The sequence below is a fragment of the Dactylosporangium sp. McL0621 genome (assembly GCF_049995355.1).
In the GTDB taxonomy this organism is placed as follows: Bacteria; Actinomycetota; Actinomycetes; order Mycobacteriales; family Micromonosporaceae; genus Dactylosporangium.
Genome location: NZ_CP188259.1, coordinates 2,881,094 through 2,897,035 on the forward strand (window position 1 = coordinate 2,881,094; position 15,942 = coordinate 2,897,035).

A 15,942-nucleotide genomic window follows, 5' to 3' on the forward strand; every position below is an offset into this window, starting at 1 on the left:
GTCTTGGGGCGCGGACCCCGAGGGAGGACCGGCGTGATCCTGCTGCTGTCGACGTCCGACACCGACCTGCTCAGCGCGCGGGCCAGCGGCGCCGGGTGGCGCCTGGCCAACCCTTCGCGGACCACCGTGGACGACCTGCCCGGGCTGGCCGCGGGCGCCGAGCTGATCGTGGTGCGGTTCCTGGGGGCGTACCGCGACTGGCAGGACGGCCTCGACACGCTGCTCGCCACCGGGCTCCCGGTGGTGATCCTCGGCGGCGAGCAGGCCCCCGACGCCGAGCTCATGAGCCACTCCACGGTGCCGGCCGGCCTCGCCGCGCAGGCCCACGCCTACCTGGCCTTCGGCGGCCCGGCCAACCTCGCCGAGCTGCACCGCTTCCTCTCCGACACGGTCCTGCTCACCGGCCACGGCTTCGCCGCCCCGGTCGAGACGCCCGTGTGGGGCGTGCTGGAGCGCACGGCCGCGCCGGTCGACGGGCCGACCGTGGCCGTCATCTACTACCGGGCCCACCACGTCGCCGGCAACACCGCGTTCGTCGAGGGCCTGTGCACCGCGCTGGAGGCCGAGGGGGCCCGCCCGCTGCCGGTCTTCGCCGCCTCGCTGCGCACCGCCCCGCCCGAGCTGCTCGACACCCTGCGCCGGGCCGACGCGCTCGTCGTGACCGTGCTCGCGGCCGGCGGCACCCGCCCGGCCGACGCCCAGGCCGGCGGCGAGGACGAGGCCTGGGACGTCGGCGCGCTCGCCGCGCTCGACGTGCCGATCCTGCAGGGGCTGTGCCTGACCAGCAGCCGCGAGACGTGGGACGGCAACGACGACGGGCTGTCGCCGCTGGACACCGCGACCCAGGTCGCCATCCCGGAGTTCGACGGGCGGCTCATCACGGTGCCGTTCTCGTTCAAGGAGGTCGACGAGGACGGCCTGACCGTCTACGTCGCCGACCCGGAGCGGGCGGGGCGGGTGGCCGGGATCGCCGCGGCCCACGCGCGGCTGCGGCACCTGGCCAACGCGGACAAGCGGATCGTCGTGATGCTCAGCGCGTACCCGACGAAGCACTCCCGGATCGGCAACGCCGTCGGCCTCGACACGCCCGCCAGCGTGGTGCGGCTGCTCGCGGCGCTGCGGGAGCGCGGGTACGACCTCGGGGAGGGCTTCCCGTCCGACGGCGACGCGCTCATCCACGAGCTCATCGCGGCCGGTGGGCAGGACGTCAACTGGCTCACCGAGGAGCAGCTGCAGGGCAACCCGGTCCGCATTCCGGCTTCGGCCTATGTCTCGTTCTTCAACGGCCTGGACGAGGGCCTCCGGGCCGGGATGGAGCGGCACTGGGGCCCGGCGCCCGGCGAGCTGTTCGTCGACCCGTCCGACGGCGCCATCGTGCTCGCGGCGCTGCGGCGGGGCAACGTGGTGGTGATGGTGCAGCCGCCGCGCGGCTTCGGCGAGAACCCGGTCGCCATCTACCACGACCCCGACCTGCCGCCCTCGCACCACTACCTGGCCGCGTACCGGTGGCTGGCCGACGAGTTCGGCGCCCACGCGGTCGTGCACGTCGGCAAGCACGGCAACCTCGAGTGGCTGCCGGGCAAGACGGTCGGGATGTCGGCCGGCTGCGGCGCGGACGCGGCCCTGGGCAACCTGCCGCTCATCTACCCGTTCCTCGTCAACGACCCGGGCGAGGGCACCCAGGCCAAGCGCCGCGCGCACGCCACGCTCGTGGACCACCTGGTGCCGCCGATGGCCCGCGCCGACTCGTACGGTGACATCGCCCGCCTGGAGCAGCTGCTCGACGAGCACGCCACGATCGCCGCGCTCGACCCGGCCAAGCTGCCGGCGATCCGGGCCCAGATCTGGACGCTGATCCAGGCGGCCAAGCTCGACCACGACCTGGGCCTGGACGACCGGCCGCACGACGCCGAGTTCGACGACTTCCTGCTGCACGTCGACGGCTGGCTGTGCGAGGTCAAGGACGTGCAGATCCGCGACGGGCTGCACATTCTGGGCCAGGCCCCGTCCGGCGAGGCCCGCGTCGACCTCGTCCTGGCCATGCTCCGGGCCCGGCAGATGTGGGGCGGCCAGGTCGCCGCGCTGCCCGGGCTGCGCGAGGCGCTCGGCCACGACGAGTCCACTGTGGACCGGGCGGCCGTCGACGACGTCGAGTCACGGGCGCGGGCGCTGGTCGCGGCCATGGAGGCGCGAGACTGGTCCTCAGACGATTTTTCCGACATCTCCGATAATCCGGAAGTTGTACGCGTTCTGCGCTTCGCCGCCGAGGAGATCGTGCCACGCCTGGAGCGCACCACCGACGAGCTCACCATGGTGCTGCACGCGCTCGACGGCGGCTACGTGCCCGCCGGCCCCAGCGGCTCGCCGCTGCGCGGGCTCATCAACGTGCTGCCGACCGGCCGGAACTTCTACTCCGTGGACCCCAAGGCCGTCCCTTCGCGGCTCGCCTGGGAGACGGGGCAGGCCATGGCCGACTCGCTGCTCGCGCGGTACCGCGCCGACCACGGCGACTGGCCCCGCTCGGTCGGGCTGTCGATGTGGGGCACCAGCGCCATGCGTACCGCCGGCGACGACATCGCCGAGGCGCTCGCCCTGCTCGGCGTCCGCCCGGTCTGGGACGAGGCGTCGCGCCGGGTCACCCGGCTCGAGCTCATCGACCTGGCCGAGCTGGACCGGCCGCGCATCGACGTGACCATGCGCATCTCCGGCTTCTTCCGCGACGCCTTCCCGCACGTGGTGGCGCTGCTGGACGACGCCGTCCAGCTGGCCGCCGCGGCCGACGAGCCGGTCGACGTGAACTTCGTCCGGGCGCACGTCGCGGCCGACGTCGCCGAGCACGGCGACGAGCGGCGGGCGACCCTGCGCGTCTTCGGCTCCAAGCCCGGCGCCTACGGGGCCGGCATCCTCCCGCTCATCGACAGCCGGAACTGGCGCGACGACCGCGACCTCGCCGAGGTCTACGCGGTCTGGGGCGGCTACGCGTACGGCCGCGGCGTCGACGGGATCGCGGCGCGGACCGACATGGAGGGCGCGTACAAGCGGATCAGCGTGGCGGTCAAGAACACCGACACGCGCGAGCACGACATCGCCGACTCCGACGACTACTTCCAGTACCACGGCGGCATGGTGGCGACCGTGCGCGCCCTGACCGGGCGGGCCCCCGCGGCGTACGTCGGCGACAGCACGAACCCGGACGCCGTGCGGACCCGGACGCTCAGCGAGGAGACCGCGCGGGTCTTCCGGGCCCGGGTGGTCAACCCGCGCTGGCTCGCCGCGATGCGCCGGCACGGGTACAAGGGGGCGTTCGAGCTCGCGGCCACGGTCGACTACCTGTTCGGCTTCGACGCCACCGCCGGGGTCGTGGCGGACTGGATGTACGAGAAGCTGGCCGAGTCCTACGTGTTCGACCCGGACAACCAGAAGTTCCTGACCGAGTCGAACCCGTGGGCGCTGCACGGCATCACCGAGCGCCTGCTGGAGGCGGCCGAGCGGGGCCTGTGGGAGCACCCCGAGCCGTCTACCTTGGACGGACTGCGCGAGGTGTACCTCCAGACGGAGGGCGACCTCGAGGACGACGCCTAGGACAGGGCCTAGACCCGCTTGTGCGCCGCGGCGACGACGGTGCTGTAGCGCACGACGAACGCGTCCGGGGTCCGGATGCCGGCGAGCACCGCGCTCAGCGTCGCGGGCGGCAGCCGGTTGACGAAGCCGGACGTGGACAGCTGCTCGAGCCAGTCCGCGCGGGTGTACTCGCGCTCCCACGGCAACGTCCACGGCTCCGGGTCGGTGAACGCGTTCGTGGCGCGCAGGCCGTCGGCGGCCCGGTCGGCGAGCGGGCGGTAGGCCTCGCCGCCGAACGAGAACCGCGGCGGCAGCGGCATGTGGCCCCGCAGGGCGTCCGCGGTGGCCTCGGCGACCTCCGGCGGCGGCTCGACCCCGTTCCAGAACAGGGCGACGAGGCCGCCCGGCCGCAGCGCCCGCGCCACGGTGGCCGCGCCCGCGCCGGGCTCGACCCAGTGCCACGTCTGCCCGGCGACGACGGCGTCGAAGACGCGCCCGGCCGGGTCCCACTCCTCGATCTTCGCGACCTCGACCTCGAGGCCCTGGCGGCGCGCGACCTCGGCCATGCGCTCGTCGGGGTCGACGCCGAGCACGGTGCACCCGGCCGCCCGCAGCTGCCGGGCGACGATGCCGGTGCCGCAGCCGACGTCGAGCACGGACGTTCCCGGGCTCTGCGCGACGATGCGCTCGATGAGGGCGCCGGGGTAGCTCGGGCGGGCCCGGTCGTAGCGCTCGGCGTCGGCGCCGAAGGACTCCGCGACCGCTCGCTGCTCGTGCGGTAGAGTGGGCATGTGCCCACGCTAATGGGCAAGCGCCCACTTAGCAAGGGGAGTTCGGCATGCCGACCGGGGTCGCCATCCGTGACGCCCGCGAGCAGCTCTTCGAGGCCGCGGACCGGGTTCTGCTGCGCGACGGCCCGAGCGGCCTGACGAGCCGCGCCGTCACGACGGAGGCCGGGGTGGCGAAGGGCGTGCTGCACAAGCACTTCGCGGACTTCGACGACTTCCTGGCGTCGTTCGTGCTCGACCGGGTGGACCGCATGGCCCCGCAGGCCCTGGCCCTGCGCTCGGCGGCGGGCACCGGGACCGTGGCCGGCAACGTCACCGACGCACTGGTGGCCGTGTTCGGCTCGGTCGCGGTGGCGATCGTGGCGCTGGTGACGTTCCGCGACGAGCTGCGGGCCCGGCTGCGCGAGACCTGGCCGGCCGGCGTGCCGGTGCTGACCGAGGCGGCCCGCATGCTCGCCGACTACCTGGAGGCGGAGCGCGACCGGGGCCGCGTCGCGCCGGGCCCGGACGTCCAGGGCCTGGCCGGGATGCTGATCGGCTCCGCGCACCTGCTCTTCGCCGACCGGACGGGCCCGCCCCCGACGCGCGCGGCGGTGGAGCGGGCGGTGCGCGGTGTGCTCGACCTCGCCGCCGGCTGACCAGGTCCGGCAGGCGCCGACCTCGATGCGGCGATCGTCCTCGCCGGCCGGCTAGGTCCGGCAGGCTCCGCCGACCTCGATGCGGCCGTTGTCGAAGGTGGCCGTGATGGTGGCCGGCTCGCCGAGCGCGTCGCCCATGTCGACGGTCACGGACCCCCGCCGGGCCGCGGCGAGGCACGCGGTGCTGTTGGCGTTGGCGATGTCCTCGGGCACCCCGATGGAGGGCGCGAACATCCGGGCGGCGGCGCGCCCGTCGCTCGCCGGCTCGCAGTACACGTAGCAGCCGAGCAGCCCGGCAGCGTCGGTGGCCGCGCGCAGGGCGGCCCGGTCCGGGGCGAGCGCGAACAGCTCCGCGCGCGTGGCCACCGGCACCAGCAGCCGCGCGCGCCCGACCGAGGCGACGACCGCCGGTCCCGGGCCGACGCCGAGCGCGGCCAGCACCGGGGCGACCTCGGCCGGGCCCGGCTCGCGCAGGGTGACCGGTCCGGGGTCGAACGCGGCGGCCACCAGCTCGCCGTCGGCCCACGCCCGCCCGCCGAAGGTCCGGCCCCCGGCCCGCAGGGTGTACTCGCCGGGGCCGAGGACCGCGAGGGCCGCGACGGTGCCGTGGCCGCACGCGGGCAGCTCGCCGGTCGCGGTGAAGAAGCGCAGCGCCGGGCCGGCCCCGACCCAGACGGTGTGCGACGTCCCGGGGGCGGCCGCCGGCGGGACGTCCTCGTCGACCACGACAGTCGTCGGGCTGCCGCCGTGGCCGTCCCGCAGGCACGCGTGCACGATCACCGCCGTCACAGCGCACCGGCCAGCCGCTCGTACGTGGGCGCGAGCGCGCGCAGGGTCCGCTCCGCGCCGGCGCGGTCGTCGTTGACGAGGGCGTACTGCAGCTCACCGACCAGCATCGCCTGATTTTCCAGGATCTCGGCGGCCTCGTCGGTGTGCCACGCCGCCGCGTCGGCCAGACGCCGGGCGCCCACGCGCACGGCGAACCACGTCAGGAACCCGAGCACATCGTCCGGCAGCCCCGCGCCCACGCGGTCGGCCAGCCGGTGCACGGCCTCGGCGCCGCCCACGGTCCCCGGCGGCGGGGCCAGGTCCGCGCGGCCGCGCAGCCACGCCGCGAACGCCGGCCGGGCCTCCCGCAGCGCGCCTTCCGGGGAGACCTCGCGGTCGCGCGAGAAGCCGAAGCGGATGGTGTACTCCGTGCTGCGGTACGCGATCGTCTCGCCCCTCCAAGCCGCGAGGAACGCACCGGTGGGCAGGGTCGCGAAGGGGTGCCCGTGCGGGTCGTGGAAGCGCACCCGCTCGTCGTCGGCCGCCAGCACCGCGACGAAGTGGTCCGCCTCGATCGGGGCGGTCATGCCGGGCTGGTGCCGGAAGAGACCCATCTCCATCGGCCCGGCGAGCGCGGGCCCGGCCTCCAGCGCCGTGCGCAGCAGCTCGAGCGCCGCGGCCGGGCCGTCGGCGCCGCGGCGCGAGCAGGTCCAGCCCAGGCGCCCGATGGCGTCGTCGAGCCCGAGGTCGGGGTCCCAGCCGTACGGGTCGAACAGCGGCAGCCGGTCACCGAGCAGGCAGAAGCCGAACGGCGAGCCGGTGAGCACCTCGATCACGGCCGGCGCCGGCGCCCCGGGGCCGAGCACCATGGCGAGGGAGTTGGCGTAGCAGTACGGGCCGGAGCCGATGTAGGGAACCATGCGCCCCAGACTGCGGCTTTACCCCGCGACAAGGTCAAGGCGCCGCGCGACTGTACCGTCCCGTCGAGATATTCACATTCTACTTTTAACCGGCTACTCTGCCCGGCGGGAGCCGCGCGCGTTGACATCGACCGTCCGTATGTCAGCCGCGTCGCCGCCGCGCTCGGATGCGCGTCGGCGGCTGCGCACCCCCGAGGAGTACCGATGCAACTTTCATCGACCGCCCGGCGCATCGCGGTCGGGGCCCTCGTCGTGGTCACCGCCGCCCTGGGCCTGACCGTGCTCGAACGGCCCCAACCGGCCGCCGCGCACGGATCGCTCACTGACCCGCCGTCCCGCAACTACGGCTGCTGGGCCCGCTGGGGCTCCGACTTCCAGAACCCGCACATGGCCGACACCGACCCGATGTGCGCCCAGGCCTGGCAGGCCAACCCCAACACGATGTGGAACTGGAACGGCCTCTACCGCGAGGGCGTCGCCGGCAACCACCAGGCCGCCATCCCCGACGGGCAGCTGTGCAGCGGCGGCCGTACCCAGAACGGCTTCTACGCCTCCCTGGACACGGTCGGGCCGTGGATCGCCGCCACGAAGCCGAACAAGTTCACGCTCACGCTGACCGACCAGGCCCAGCACGGCGCGGACTACCTGCTCATCTACATCACCAAGCAGGGCTTCGACCCGGCCACGCAGCCGCTGACCTGGAACAGCCTGGAGCTCATCCAGCGCACCGCCCGGTATGCGCCCGCCCCGCAGTACCAGGCCGAGGTCGACGCCGGCACCCGCACCGGCCGGCACGTCATCTACACCATCTGGCAGGCCAGTCACCTGGACCAGTCGTACTACCTGTGCAGCGACGTGATCTTCACCGGCCAGGGCGGGAGCACGGGCTCGCCGACGCCGTCGGCGTCCGCGTCCCGGTCGCCGTCGGCCAGCGCGTCGCCGTCACGGTCGGTGAGCTCGTCGCCGTCGCGGTCGGCGAGCACCTCGCCGTCCAACCCGGGCTCGCCGGTGCCGGGCGGCTGCTCGGCGTCGTACGCGAAGACGTCGGAGTGGGCCGGCGGCTTCGGGGCCAACGTGACGGTCACCGCCGGCTCGGCGGGGATCAGCTCCTGGACGGTGAAGATGACCTTCGCCAACGGCCAGACCGTGAGCAGCTACTGGAACGCGACGCTGACATCGAGCGGCTCCACGGTCACCGCGGTGAACGCCGGCTACAACGGCCGGCTGAGCGCGGGGCAGAGCACGAGCTTCGGGTTCAACGGCAGCTGGAACGGCACGAACAACGCGCCGGCGCTTACCTGCTCGGCGCAGTAGGTCAGCGGATCCAGTGGTCGTACGGGTGACGGCCGGGGCGGAAGCCTGACGCCTCCGCGAGGGCGGCGGCGTCGGCGAACCCGGCCGCCACCGCGTCGGGCCGGTGTGCGTCGCTGCCGAAGCTCACGGCGGCGCCGCCGGCCTCGCGCCACCAGCGCAGCAGGGTCGGCTCCAGGGTGCGGCGGGTGTTGACCTCCAGGGCGCGGGACTGCCCGGCGAGGGTCTTGAGCATCGGCCGCACCTCGTCCTCGTGGTCCTCGATGCGGAACACGTATCCGGCGGGCACGTACCGCACCGGGTAGTCCAGGTGCGTCAGCGTCGAGAAGTCGCCGAACGACTCCAGCATGCGCGCGGTCTCGGCGAAGTAGTCGCGCAGCACCTCGCGGACGGGCCGGGTCGCGTACTCGTCCTCGACGAGCCGGTCCAGCCCGTCCACGCGCACCGAGTGCAGCGACCCGATCACCCGCTCGAACGGCGCGCGGGCGAGCAGCGCGGCGGCCGGCCCGGCGAACCAGTGCGGCTCGCCGAGCTCGACGCCGGTGATGATGCGCAGCCCGGGGTACTTCGCGCGGCACCGGTCGATCGCCGCGAGGTAACCGTCGACGTCCAGCGGCGGCGGCGCCAGGTGCGTGGCGTCGGCCATGTGCGGGGTCCACCGCTCGGGCACCCGGTCCGCCTCGACCGTCCACGACACGAAGTCGGTGTGCTCCGTGAACGCGATCGCGGGCAGCCCGAGCTCGACCGCCCGCGCGCACGAGCCCTCCATGTCGCCGGTCCGGGTGTCCCAGGAGAACTCGGAGTGGGTATGCAGATCGGCGGGCAGGCTCACGCCGTCACCTCCGCTTCGCTCCGGTGCCGGCGCGACAGAACTGTGCCCATGGTGAGCGGCCCCTCCGCTTCGCTCCGGACCGCTCACGCCGTCACCTCCGCTTCGCTCCGGTGCCGGCGCGACAGAACTGTGCCCATGGTGAGCGGCCCCTCCGCTTCGCTCCGGACCGCTCACGCCGTCACCTCCGCTTCGCTCCGGTGCCGGCGCGACAGAACTGTGCCCATGGTGAGCGGCCCCTCCGCTTCGCTCCGGACCGCTCACGCCGTCACCTCCGCTTCGCTCCGGTGCCGGCGCGACAGAACTGTGCCCATGGTGAGCGGCCCCTCCGCTTCGCTCCGGACCGCTCACGCTTCCAGCTTACGGGCGGGCCAGGATCTCGCCGTGCAGCACCGACAGCCAGCCGTCCGGGTCGCCGGCCCACTGCCGCCAGCCCGCGGAGAGCCGGTCGAGCTCCTCCTGCGGTACCCCCGCCGCCAGCGCCTGCCGGGCCATCGCCGACTGCCGCACGCGGTCGGCCCACATGCCGCCCCACCACGAGCGGTCCTGCTCGTCGGCGAAGCACCAGGTGCTCGACGTGGCGGTCACGTCGGCGAACCCGGCCTCGCGGGCCCAGGCCAGCAGCCGCCGCCCGGCGTCGGGCTCGCCGCCGTTGGCGCGGGCCATCCGCTGGTACAGGGCCATCCAGTCGTCGAGCTCGGGCAGCTGCGGATACCACGCGAACGCCTTGTAGTCGCTGTCGCGCACGGCCACGTAGCCGCCGGGCTTGCACACGCGGCGCATCTCCCGCAGCGCCAGCACGGGGTCGGCCACGTGCTGCAACACCTGGTGGGCGTGCACCACGCAGAACGTGTCGTCGGGGAACGGCAGCGCGTGCACGTCGCCCAGCACCACCTCGGCGTTGTCCACCCCGGCGAGCCCCTCCCGGGCCACCGCGACGGCCTCCTCGGTGACCTCCAGCGCGGTGACCCGCGCGACGCGCCCGGCGAGGTCCCGCGTGATGGTGGCCGGACCGGCGCCGACGTCGAGCACGTACATCTTGCCGAGGAGGACCGGCAGCAGGTAGGCGGCGGAGTTCTCGGCGGTGCGCCAGCGGTGGGAGCGCAGCACCGACTCGTGGTGCCCGTGGGTGTACACGTTGGAAGGCATGTCCCAGACGTTAGTATTTGCTTCCCAGGATTCGGAACCGGCGTCCCATTATATGAACGGCAGGATGACCGGATCGGTCCGGTGGGAGTCCGGGACGGGCCTGGCGGGCCCGGCCTGGGAGGCGCACGATCGAGGCCATGCGAAGTGCTTTGCTCGTCATCGACATCCAGGAGTCCTTCCGGCAGCGGCCCAGCTGGGCGGCCGTGTCGAACCCGGACATCGCGGCCACCGTGGCCCCGCTCATCGCCGACGCCCGGGAGCGCGGCGACCTCGTCGTGTGGGTCCTGCACAGCGAGCCGGGCACCGGCGGCGTGTTCGACCCCGCGGCCGGCCACGACCTCATCCGCCACCTCGACGGCCTCGAGCCCCGCGCCGGCGAGCCCCAGCTCGTCAAGACCAGCGCGAACGCATTCACCACGACCGGCCTGCAGCAGCTGCTCACCGCCGAGGGCATCCGGCACCTGATCGTCACCGGCATCCAGACCGAGCAGTGCTGCGAGACCACCACCCGCGTCGCCGGCGACCTCGGCTACGACGTCACCTTCGTCACCGAGGCGACCGCCACCTTCCCGATCGCCCACCGCGACGAGAGCGGCCGCCCCTACGAGGAGATCCTCGCCAGCCCGCGCACGCTGTCGACCGCGGACGTCATCGCGCGCACGGAATATGCTCTGGCCGGCCGCTTCGCCACCATCGCCACCGTCAAGGAGGTCCTCGCCAGGTGAGGATCGTCTTCCTGCTCGTGCCGCAGGTGCACCTGCTCGACCTGGCCGGCCCCGCACAGGTGTTCTCCACCGTGCGCGACCTCGGCCTCGGCTACGAGCTGCACTACGTGGCCGAGCGGGAGGAGGTGCCCACCGCGCAGGGCCTCCCGCTGCGCGCCCGGACCCGGTGGCCGGAGCTGGGCCGCGACGACCTCGTGCTGGTCCCGGGCTGGCGCGGGGCCGAGTTCGGCCGCAACGGCCTGCTGACCGGATCGACCCGCGACCGGATCGCCCGCCACCACGCCCACGGCGGAACGGTCGCGAGCGTCTGCGCCGGCGCCGACGCGCTCGGCCAGGCCGGCCTGCTCGACGGGCGCCGCTGCACCACCCACCACGGGCTGCAGGAGCACCTCGCGGAGCGCTACCCGCGGGCCCGCGTGGTGCGCGACGTGCTCTACGTCGTCGACGAGCGGGTCGTCACCTCGGCCGGCATCGCCAGCGGCATCGACCTGGCCCTGCACCTGGTGGCGACCCGCCACGGCCCGGCGGTGGCGGCCCAGGTGGCCCGCGAGATGGTCGTCTACGCCCGCCGCAACGGCGACGCGCCCCAGCACAGCGCGATGCTGCGCCACCGCGACCACGTGAGCGACGTCGTCCACCGGGCGCAGGATGTCATCGACGACCGCTTCACCGAGCGCCTGCCGCTGCGCGACCTCGCCGCCGCGGCCGGGGTGAGCGAGCGGACCCTGACCCGCGCGTTCGGCGACGCGACCGGGCTGACCCCGCTGCGGTACCAGCAGCTGCTGCGCCTCGAGCGCGCCGAGCACCTGATCGGCCACGGCGCGACGGTCGACGCCGCGGCCCGCTCGGCCGGCTTCGAGGACGCGCGCATGCTGCGGCGGCTGAGAGCGAGAACGGCCGCCGGGAGCCCCGGCGGCCGTTCCCTCGAGCGGAGTACTACGGGTTGATCGTCAGCGTGAACGTGGTCGTCGTGTTCCTGATGTTCTCGGCGTTGTCCGAGAACGTCAGGTGGTTGAACGTGACCGACCCGCGCGCCGGGCCCTGCCCGGGCTCGGGCAGCTCGTTCGCCCAGATGCCGATCCCGGACTTCGCGTCGAACGCGTCACCACTGCGCTTCGCGCCGCTGATGGTGATGTTCGTGAAGATGGTGTCCGTGAACGTGAACTCGGGCGTGTTCGGGTCCTTGTACTTCGTCTGGAACATGATGCCGGAGTACGTCGGGTCCACGATGTCCACATCGGACACCCGGATTCCGCGGAACTCCTTCGAGGCCGAGAACGCCCAGATCGCGCCGAACGCCTGCTGACCCCAGAAGTGCCCGCCGTCGCGGACGAGCGACACGTTCTGGATCGTCGTGGGCTGCGTGCCGAAGCCGACGAACGGGTAGCCGAAGTCCAGCGAGCTGATCGTGATGCCCGAGTACGTCAGCATGTCCGCGATGTACATGTTGCGGAACGTGTTGCTGTACCCGCCGTAGACCGCGAAGCCGGCCGCGCGCCAGGTGAGGGTCGCGGACAGGTTCTCCCACAGGTTGTCGTGGTTGCCCACCGAGCCGCCGCTGTCGATCGCGGAGAACAGCGCGAACGAGTCGTCACCCGTGCTGCGGGCGTCGATGTTGTTCAGGTGGGTGTTCGTCGTGTCGTTCGTGAAGTTGATGCCGTCGGCGAAGGTGTCCCGGATGCGGCTGTTGGAGATGTTGATGCCGCTGTTGTGCACGCCCCAGTACATGCAGACGGTGTGCTCCACCCAGACGTTGTCGATCGTCAGGTTCTGGTTGTCCTTCAGCTCGCCCCACACCTTGCCGGGGCCGTCGATGCGCTCGACGTAGTTGCCGAAGAAGGCCAGGTTCTTGAACGTGGAGCCGTTCGCCGAGGTCTGGACCCGGAAGCCCGCATCGGTGTTCTGCTGGTCCTGCGGCGTGGTGAACTTCGTGTACCACGGCCCGGCCCCGACGACCTGGATCGCCTTGCTGTTGATGTCGAACTTCCCGGTGGTGACGTAGGTGCCCGCCGGGAGGTAGACGCCGACCGCCGTGCTGCTCTGCGTCGCCGTGTTGAAGGCGTTCTGCACGTCCTGCTGGGTGAAGCCGGCCGGGGTGATGTACGTGGCCGGGTTCGGGTTGGCGATCGGGGCGACCTGCTCGGTGTTGATGAAGTCGACCGCGATGTTGCCGCCGTTGGCCGCGTCCTTCTGCAGCTTGATGGTGCTGCCGGCGTTCACGGTGCTGTCGAGCAGGACGTTTGCCTCGTCGTAGATGTGCCGCGGGCCGGTGCCCGGGGAGTTGGTCGGCGACGCCTCGTTGCCGTAGAGCCAGGTGTACTTCGACGTCAGCTGGATCGCCTTGGCGAAGGAGCCGTTGACGTACACGTTTATCGACGACGTGGTGCCGTCCGGGATCGAGAACCGCACGACCACCGTGTTGGTGCTCTGCCGCGTGGTCCACTGCACGGACGACCCGGTCGAGTTCAGCGTCACCGCCTTGCGGCCCGACGCCTCGCCGGCGAGGTCGCCGATGGTGCGGTTCGGCCCGACGACCTGCGCGCCGCCGCCGACCGTGCCGTCCTCGGCCTCGTACATGTCGTAGGGCATGTTCGCGCCCCGCCCGACGAACAGCGGGTTGTCGCTGGTGTTGTTGGCCTGCTTGACCGCCAGCTCGTTGGTGTCGTTGGCGAGCACGGTGTGCACCGTGTACTTGCCGTTGACCGCGGTCCACGTGCCCAGGCTGACGACCGGGGAACTGGCGCCGGCGGCGAGCGTCCCGGTGTACGACCCGGTCAGCGTCTTCACCGTGGCCCCGGTGGCGTCCTTGAGCGTCAGCGTGACCCCGTGCGCACCCGAGCCGCTGGCCTGGGTGCCCTGGTTCTTGATCACGACGGTGAAGGTGACCGTGTTGCCCGCCGACGGGTTCGACGGCGACCAGGCCACCGGGGCGGCGACGAGGTCCGAGGACTGCACCGGCTGCACCACGAGGTTCGAGCCGCTGGTGAACGAGTTGTTGGTCTCGTCGGTCTCGATGACCGTGTTGCCCTCGTCGACCTTCGCGCTCACCGTGTACGTGCCCGCGGTGCGCGGCCCGATGTTCGCGGCGAACGTGCCCTGCGCACCGGCGGCGAGGCCGGTCACGGTCGCGGTGCCGGCCAGGACGGTGCCCTGGGCGGTACCGAGGTAGAAGTTGACGTTCGTCGCGCCGGAGGCGGCCGAGCCGTTGTTCTTCACCGTGGCGGTCAGGTTCACCGAGTCCGTCTCGACGGGCGCGGCCGGGGACTGGCTGATGCCGGTGATCTGCAGGTCCGGATTCGGGGCCGGGGTACCGAAGACCTGGAACTCCGCGATCTGGCCCGACGGGGCGCCGGTGTTGGAGTTGAACTGCAGCCGGACGTCGGCGACCCGGGCGCTGACGGTGATGTCGACCGAGTTGCCGCTCGCCGGGTTCCAGGTGTAGTTCGCCGCCGACACCAGGCTGGTGTAGGTCGACGAGCCCTGGTCACGACCGAGGACCTGGACGTTCTGGGTCCGCGTGCCCCACGCCGAGCTCGGGTCGAGCTTCAGCGTGATCTTGCTGATGTCGTGGTTGGCGCCGAGCTTCACGGTGAGCGTCGCCGGGTAGCCGGCCGCGCCCTCCCAGTAGGTGGTGACGCTGTTGTCGTTGGCGTTGGCCGGCACGAACGTGAAGACCGAGCCGCTGGCCTCCATCGTCTTGCCCAGCGCCACGTTGGTCCCCGGCGGCGGGGTGCCGGTGCCGGTGCGGGTGACCGTGTTGCTGGCCGCGGAGGCGTTGCCGGCGGCGTCGCGGGCCTTGACGTAGTAGCTGACGGTCGCGGTGTCGGGCTGGCTGTCCGTGTAGGTCAGCACGTTGCCGGCGACCGACCCGCGCAGCGAGTTGTTCGCGTACACGTCGTAGCCGGCGATGGAGCCGCTGTTGTCGGTCGACGCGGTCCAGGTGAGCTTGATCTGGCCGCTGCCCGGCTGGGTGTAGGCGAGGCTCCCGGGCGCGGTCGGCGCCTGGGTGTCCGGAGTGGTACCCGTGCGGGTCACCGTGTTCGAGTTGGCCGACTGGTTGCCGGCGGCGTCGCGGGCCTTCACGTAGTAGCTCACGGTCGCGCTGTCGGGCTGGCTGTCCGTGTACGTCAGCACGTTGCCGGCGACGCTGGTGCGCAGCGCGCCGTCGGCGTAGACGTCGTACCCGGCGATCGAGCCGCTGTTGTCCGTCGACGCGTTCCAGGTCAGCTTGATCAGGCCGCTGCCCGGGATCGTGTACGCGAGGCTCCCCGGGGCGGTCGGCGCCTGGGTGTCACCGGTCGTCGGCCCGTACACCTCCAGCTCGGACAGCTGCGCGGCCGCCCAGCCGGTGTTCGCCGAGATGCTGACCCGCACGTACCGGGTCGTCGTCTGGGTGAACGGGATGGTCACGGTGTTCGCGGCGGTGGGAGCGAAGTTGTACGAGTTCGACGCCACGATGTCCGAGAACGTGCTGCCGGTGGTGCTGCCCTGCACGGCGAGGGTCTCGGTGCGCGCGCCCCAGGCGGCGGGCAGCTTCAGTACCACGGAGCTGACCGGCACCGCGGAGCCGAGGTCGACCTGCAGCCACTGCGGCAGGGCGCCGGAGCTCTCCCAGTAGGTGTCCTGGTTGGAGTCGCCGCCGTTGCCGGGCACGTACTGCGCGTTCTGCGTGCTGGCCGTGAAGGTCTTGCCCGCGGCCAGGTTGCTGCCGGCGGTGGACACGCCGTAGATCTCGAACTCGGAGATCTGGGCGGCGGCCCAGCCCGTGTTGGCCGAGAAGTTCAGCCGCACGTACCGCGTGGTCGTGGCGTTGAAGCCGATCGTGACCGTGTTCTGGCTCGCGGGGTTGAAGATGTACCCGGCCGAGCCGACGATCGTGGAGAAGCTGGTCCCGTCGTTGCTGCCGGTCACCGTCAGCGTCTCGGTGCGCGTCGCCCAGGCGGAGTCGTTGGGCAGCTTCAGCTTGATCTGGTCGATGCTCTTGGCGCTGCCCAGGTCGATCTGGGCCCACTGCGGCCAGGCGTTGTTGGCGCTCTCCCAGTAGGTGCCCTGGTTGCCGTCGTTGATGTTGCCGATGCCGTTCTGGCCGTTGGTGCTGCTGGAGGTGGCGGGCCGGCCACTGGCGAGATTGGGGCCACCGGCGGCCTGCGCCGGCAGCGTCTGCGCCGTCACGGCGACAAGGGTGGCCACGGCGAACGCCGCGAGCACCCTCCGCGTCACGAGCCTTCTGCTCATCGGGATCCTTCGTCGTCT

Annotated in this window: 11 protein-coding genes; 5 read left to right on the forward strand and 6 right to left on the reverse strand. The window is 72.6% G+C overall.

The genetic code is table 11. The features are described 5' to 3' along the window. The first annotated feature begins 33 nt into the window (after positions 1–33). Positions 34–3,582 (forward strand): cobaltochelatase subunit CobN, encoded by a 3,549-nt coding sequence (gene cobN, locus ACPPVO_RS13500; protein ID WP_426511542.1) that lies wholly within the window; start codon positions 34–36, stop codon positions 3,580–3,582. A gap of 8 nt (positions 3,583–3,590) precedes the next feature. Here cobN and ACPPVO_RS13505 read toward each other — a convergent pair whose 3' ends face one another. Continuing rightward, positions 3,591–4,352 (reverse strand): class I SAM-dependent methyltransferase, encoded by a 762-nt coding sequence (locus ACPPVO_RS13505; protein WP_426511543.1) that lies wholly within the window; start codon positions 4,350–4,352, stop codon positions 3,591–3,593. 47 nt (positions 4,353–4,399) lie between these two features. On the opposite strand from ACPPVO_RS13505, the gene ACPPVO_RS13510 reads away from it, so the two are divergent. After that, positions 4,400–4,987: a TetR/AcrR family transcriptional regulator gene (locus ACPPVO_RS13510; RefSeq protein WP_426511544.1), complete on the forward strand. Its 588-nt coding sequence runs from the start codon at positions 4,400–4,402 to the stop codon at positions 4,985–4,987. Between the two features lie 51 nt (positions 4,988–5,038). On the opposite strand, the gene ACPPVO_RS13515 is transcribed toward ACPPVO_RS13510, so the two are convergent. Both ACPPVO_RS13515 and ACPPVO_RS13520 read right to left on the reverse strand, forming a co-directional pair. Continuing rightward, complete coding sequence (locus ACPPVO_RS13515) at positions 5,039–5,776, reverse strand: PhzF family phenazine biosynthesis protein (RefSeq protein WP_426511545.1); 738 nt, start codon at positions 5,774–5,776, stop codon at positions 5,039–5,041. Then, entirely contained in the window at positions 5,773–6,675 is a 903-nt protein-coding gene (locus tag ACPPVO_RS13520; RefSeq protein ID WP_426511546.1) for a hypothetical protein, read from the reverse strand. The genes ACPPVO_RS13515 and ACPPVO_RS13520 overlap by 4 nt, the downstream gene beginning before the upstream one ends. Before the next feature lie 204 nt (positions 6,676–6,879). On the opposite strand from ACPPVO_RS13520, the gene ACPPVO_RS13525 reads away from it, so the two are divergent. Then, positions 6,880–7,989, forward strand: a complete 1,110-nt coding sequence (locus ACPPVO_RS13525; protein WP_426511547.1) for a lytic polysaccharide monooxygenase auxiliary activity family 9 protein — start codon at positions 6,880–6,882, stop codon at positions 7,987–7,989. A 1-nt stretch (position 7,990) separates the two neighbouring features. On the opposite strand, the gene ACPPVO_RS13530 is transcribed toward ACPPVO_RS13525, so the two are convergent. Both ACPPVO_RS13530 and ACPPVO_RS13535 read right to left on the reverse strand, forming a co-directional pair. Further along, positions 7,991–8,818, reverse strand: coding sequence for a histidinol-phosphatase HisJ family protein (locus ACPPVO_RS13530; RefSeq protein ID WP_426511548.1), 828 nt, complete (start codon positions 8,816–8,818; stop codon positions 7,991–7,993). Between the two features lie 357 nt (positions 8,819–9,175). Next, positions 9,176–9,964 carry a class I SAM-dependent methyltransferase gene (locus tag ACPPVO_RS13535; protein ID WP_426511549.1) on the reverse strand — a complete coding sequence of 263 codons (789 nt, stop codon included), beginning with the start codon at positions 9,962–9,964 and terminating at the stop codon, positions 9,176–9,178. A 137-nt stretch (positions 9,965–10,101) separates the two neighbouring features. Here ACPPVO_RS13535 and ACPPVO_RS13540 point away from each other — a divergent pair, with 137 nt between their 5' ends. Together ACPPVO_RS13540 and ACPPVO_RS13545 are read left to right on the forward strand one after the other, a co-directional pair. Continuing rightward, a complete protein-coding gene (locus tag ACPPVO_RS13540) occupies positions 10,102–10,689 on the forward strand; it encodes a cysteine hydrolase family protein (protein ID WP_426511550.1) in 588 nt (195 codons plus the stop codon). Continuing rightward, positions 10,686–11,636 (forward strand): GlxA family transcriptional regulator, encoded by a 951-nt coding sequence (locus tag ACPPVO_RS13545; protein ID WP_426511551.1) that lies wholly within the window; start codon positions 10,686–10,688, stop codon positions 11,634–11,636. The genes ACPPVO_RS13540 and ACPPVO_RS13545 overlap by 4 nt, the downstream gene beginning before the upstream one ends. On the opposite strand, the gene ACPPVO_RS13550 is transcribed toward ACPPVO_RS13545, so the two are convergent. Beyond that, positions 11,626–15,924, reverse strand: coding sequence for a discoidin domain-containing protein (locus ACPPVO_RS13550; protein ID WP_426511552.1), 4,299 nt, complete (start codon positions 15,922–15,924; stop codon positions 11,626–11,628). The two genes, ACPPVO_RS13545 and ACPPVO_RS13550, sit on opposite strands and share 11 nt — an antisense overlap. Positions 15,925–15,942: the final 18 nt, after the last annotated feature.

What these genes read in the sequence shown, in the direction of transcription:
- ACPPVO_RS13525 (WP_426511547.1), top strand. Translation starts at nt 6,880, where the DNA reads ATGCAACTTTCATCGACCGCCCGGCGCATCGCGGTCGGGGCCCTCGTC.
- ACPPVO_RS13510 (WP_426511544.1), top strand. Translation starts at nt 4,400, where the DNA reads ATGCCGACCGGGGTCGCCATCCGTGACGCCCGCGAGCAGCTCTTCGAG.
- ACPPVO_RS13540 (WP_426511550.1), top strand. Translation starts at nt 10,102, where the DNA reads ATGCGAAGTGCTTTGCTCGTCATCGACATCCAGGAGTCCTTCCGGCAG.
- ACPPVO_RS13505 (WP_426511543.1), bottom strand. Translation starts at nt 4,352, where the DNA reads ATGCCCACTCTACCGCACGAGCAGCGAGCGGTCGCGGAGTCCTTCGGC.
- ACPPVO_RS13520 (WP_426511546.1), bottom strand. Translation starts at nt 6,675, where the DNA reads ATGGTTCCCTACATCGGCTCCGGCCCGTACTGCTACGCCAACTCCCTC.
- ACPPVO_RS13550 (WP_426511552.1), bottom strand. Translation starts at nt 15,924, where the DNA reads ATGAGCAGAAGGCTCGTGACGCGGAGGGTGCTCGCGGCGTTCGCCGTG.
- ACPPVO_RS13535 (WP_426511549.1), bottom strand. Translation starts at nt 9,964, where the DNA reads ATGCCTTCCAACGTGTACACCCACGGGCACCACGAGTCGGTGCTGCGC.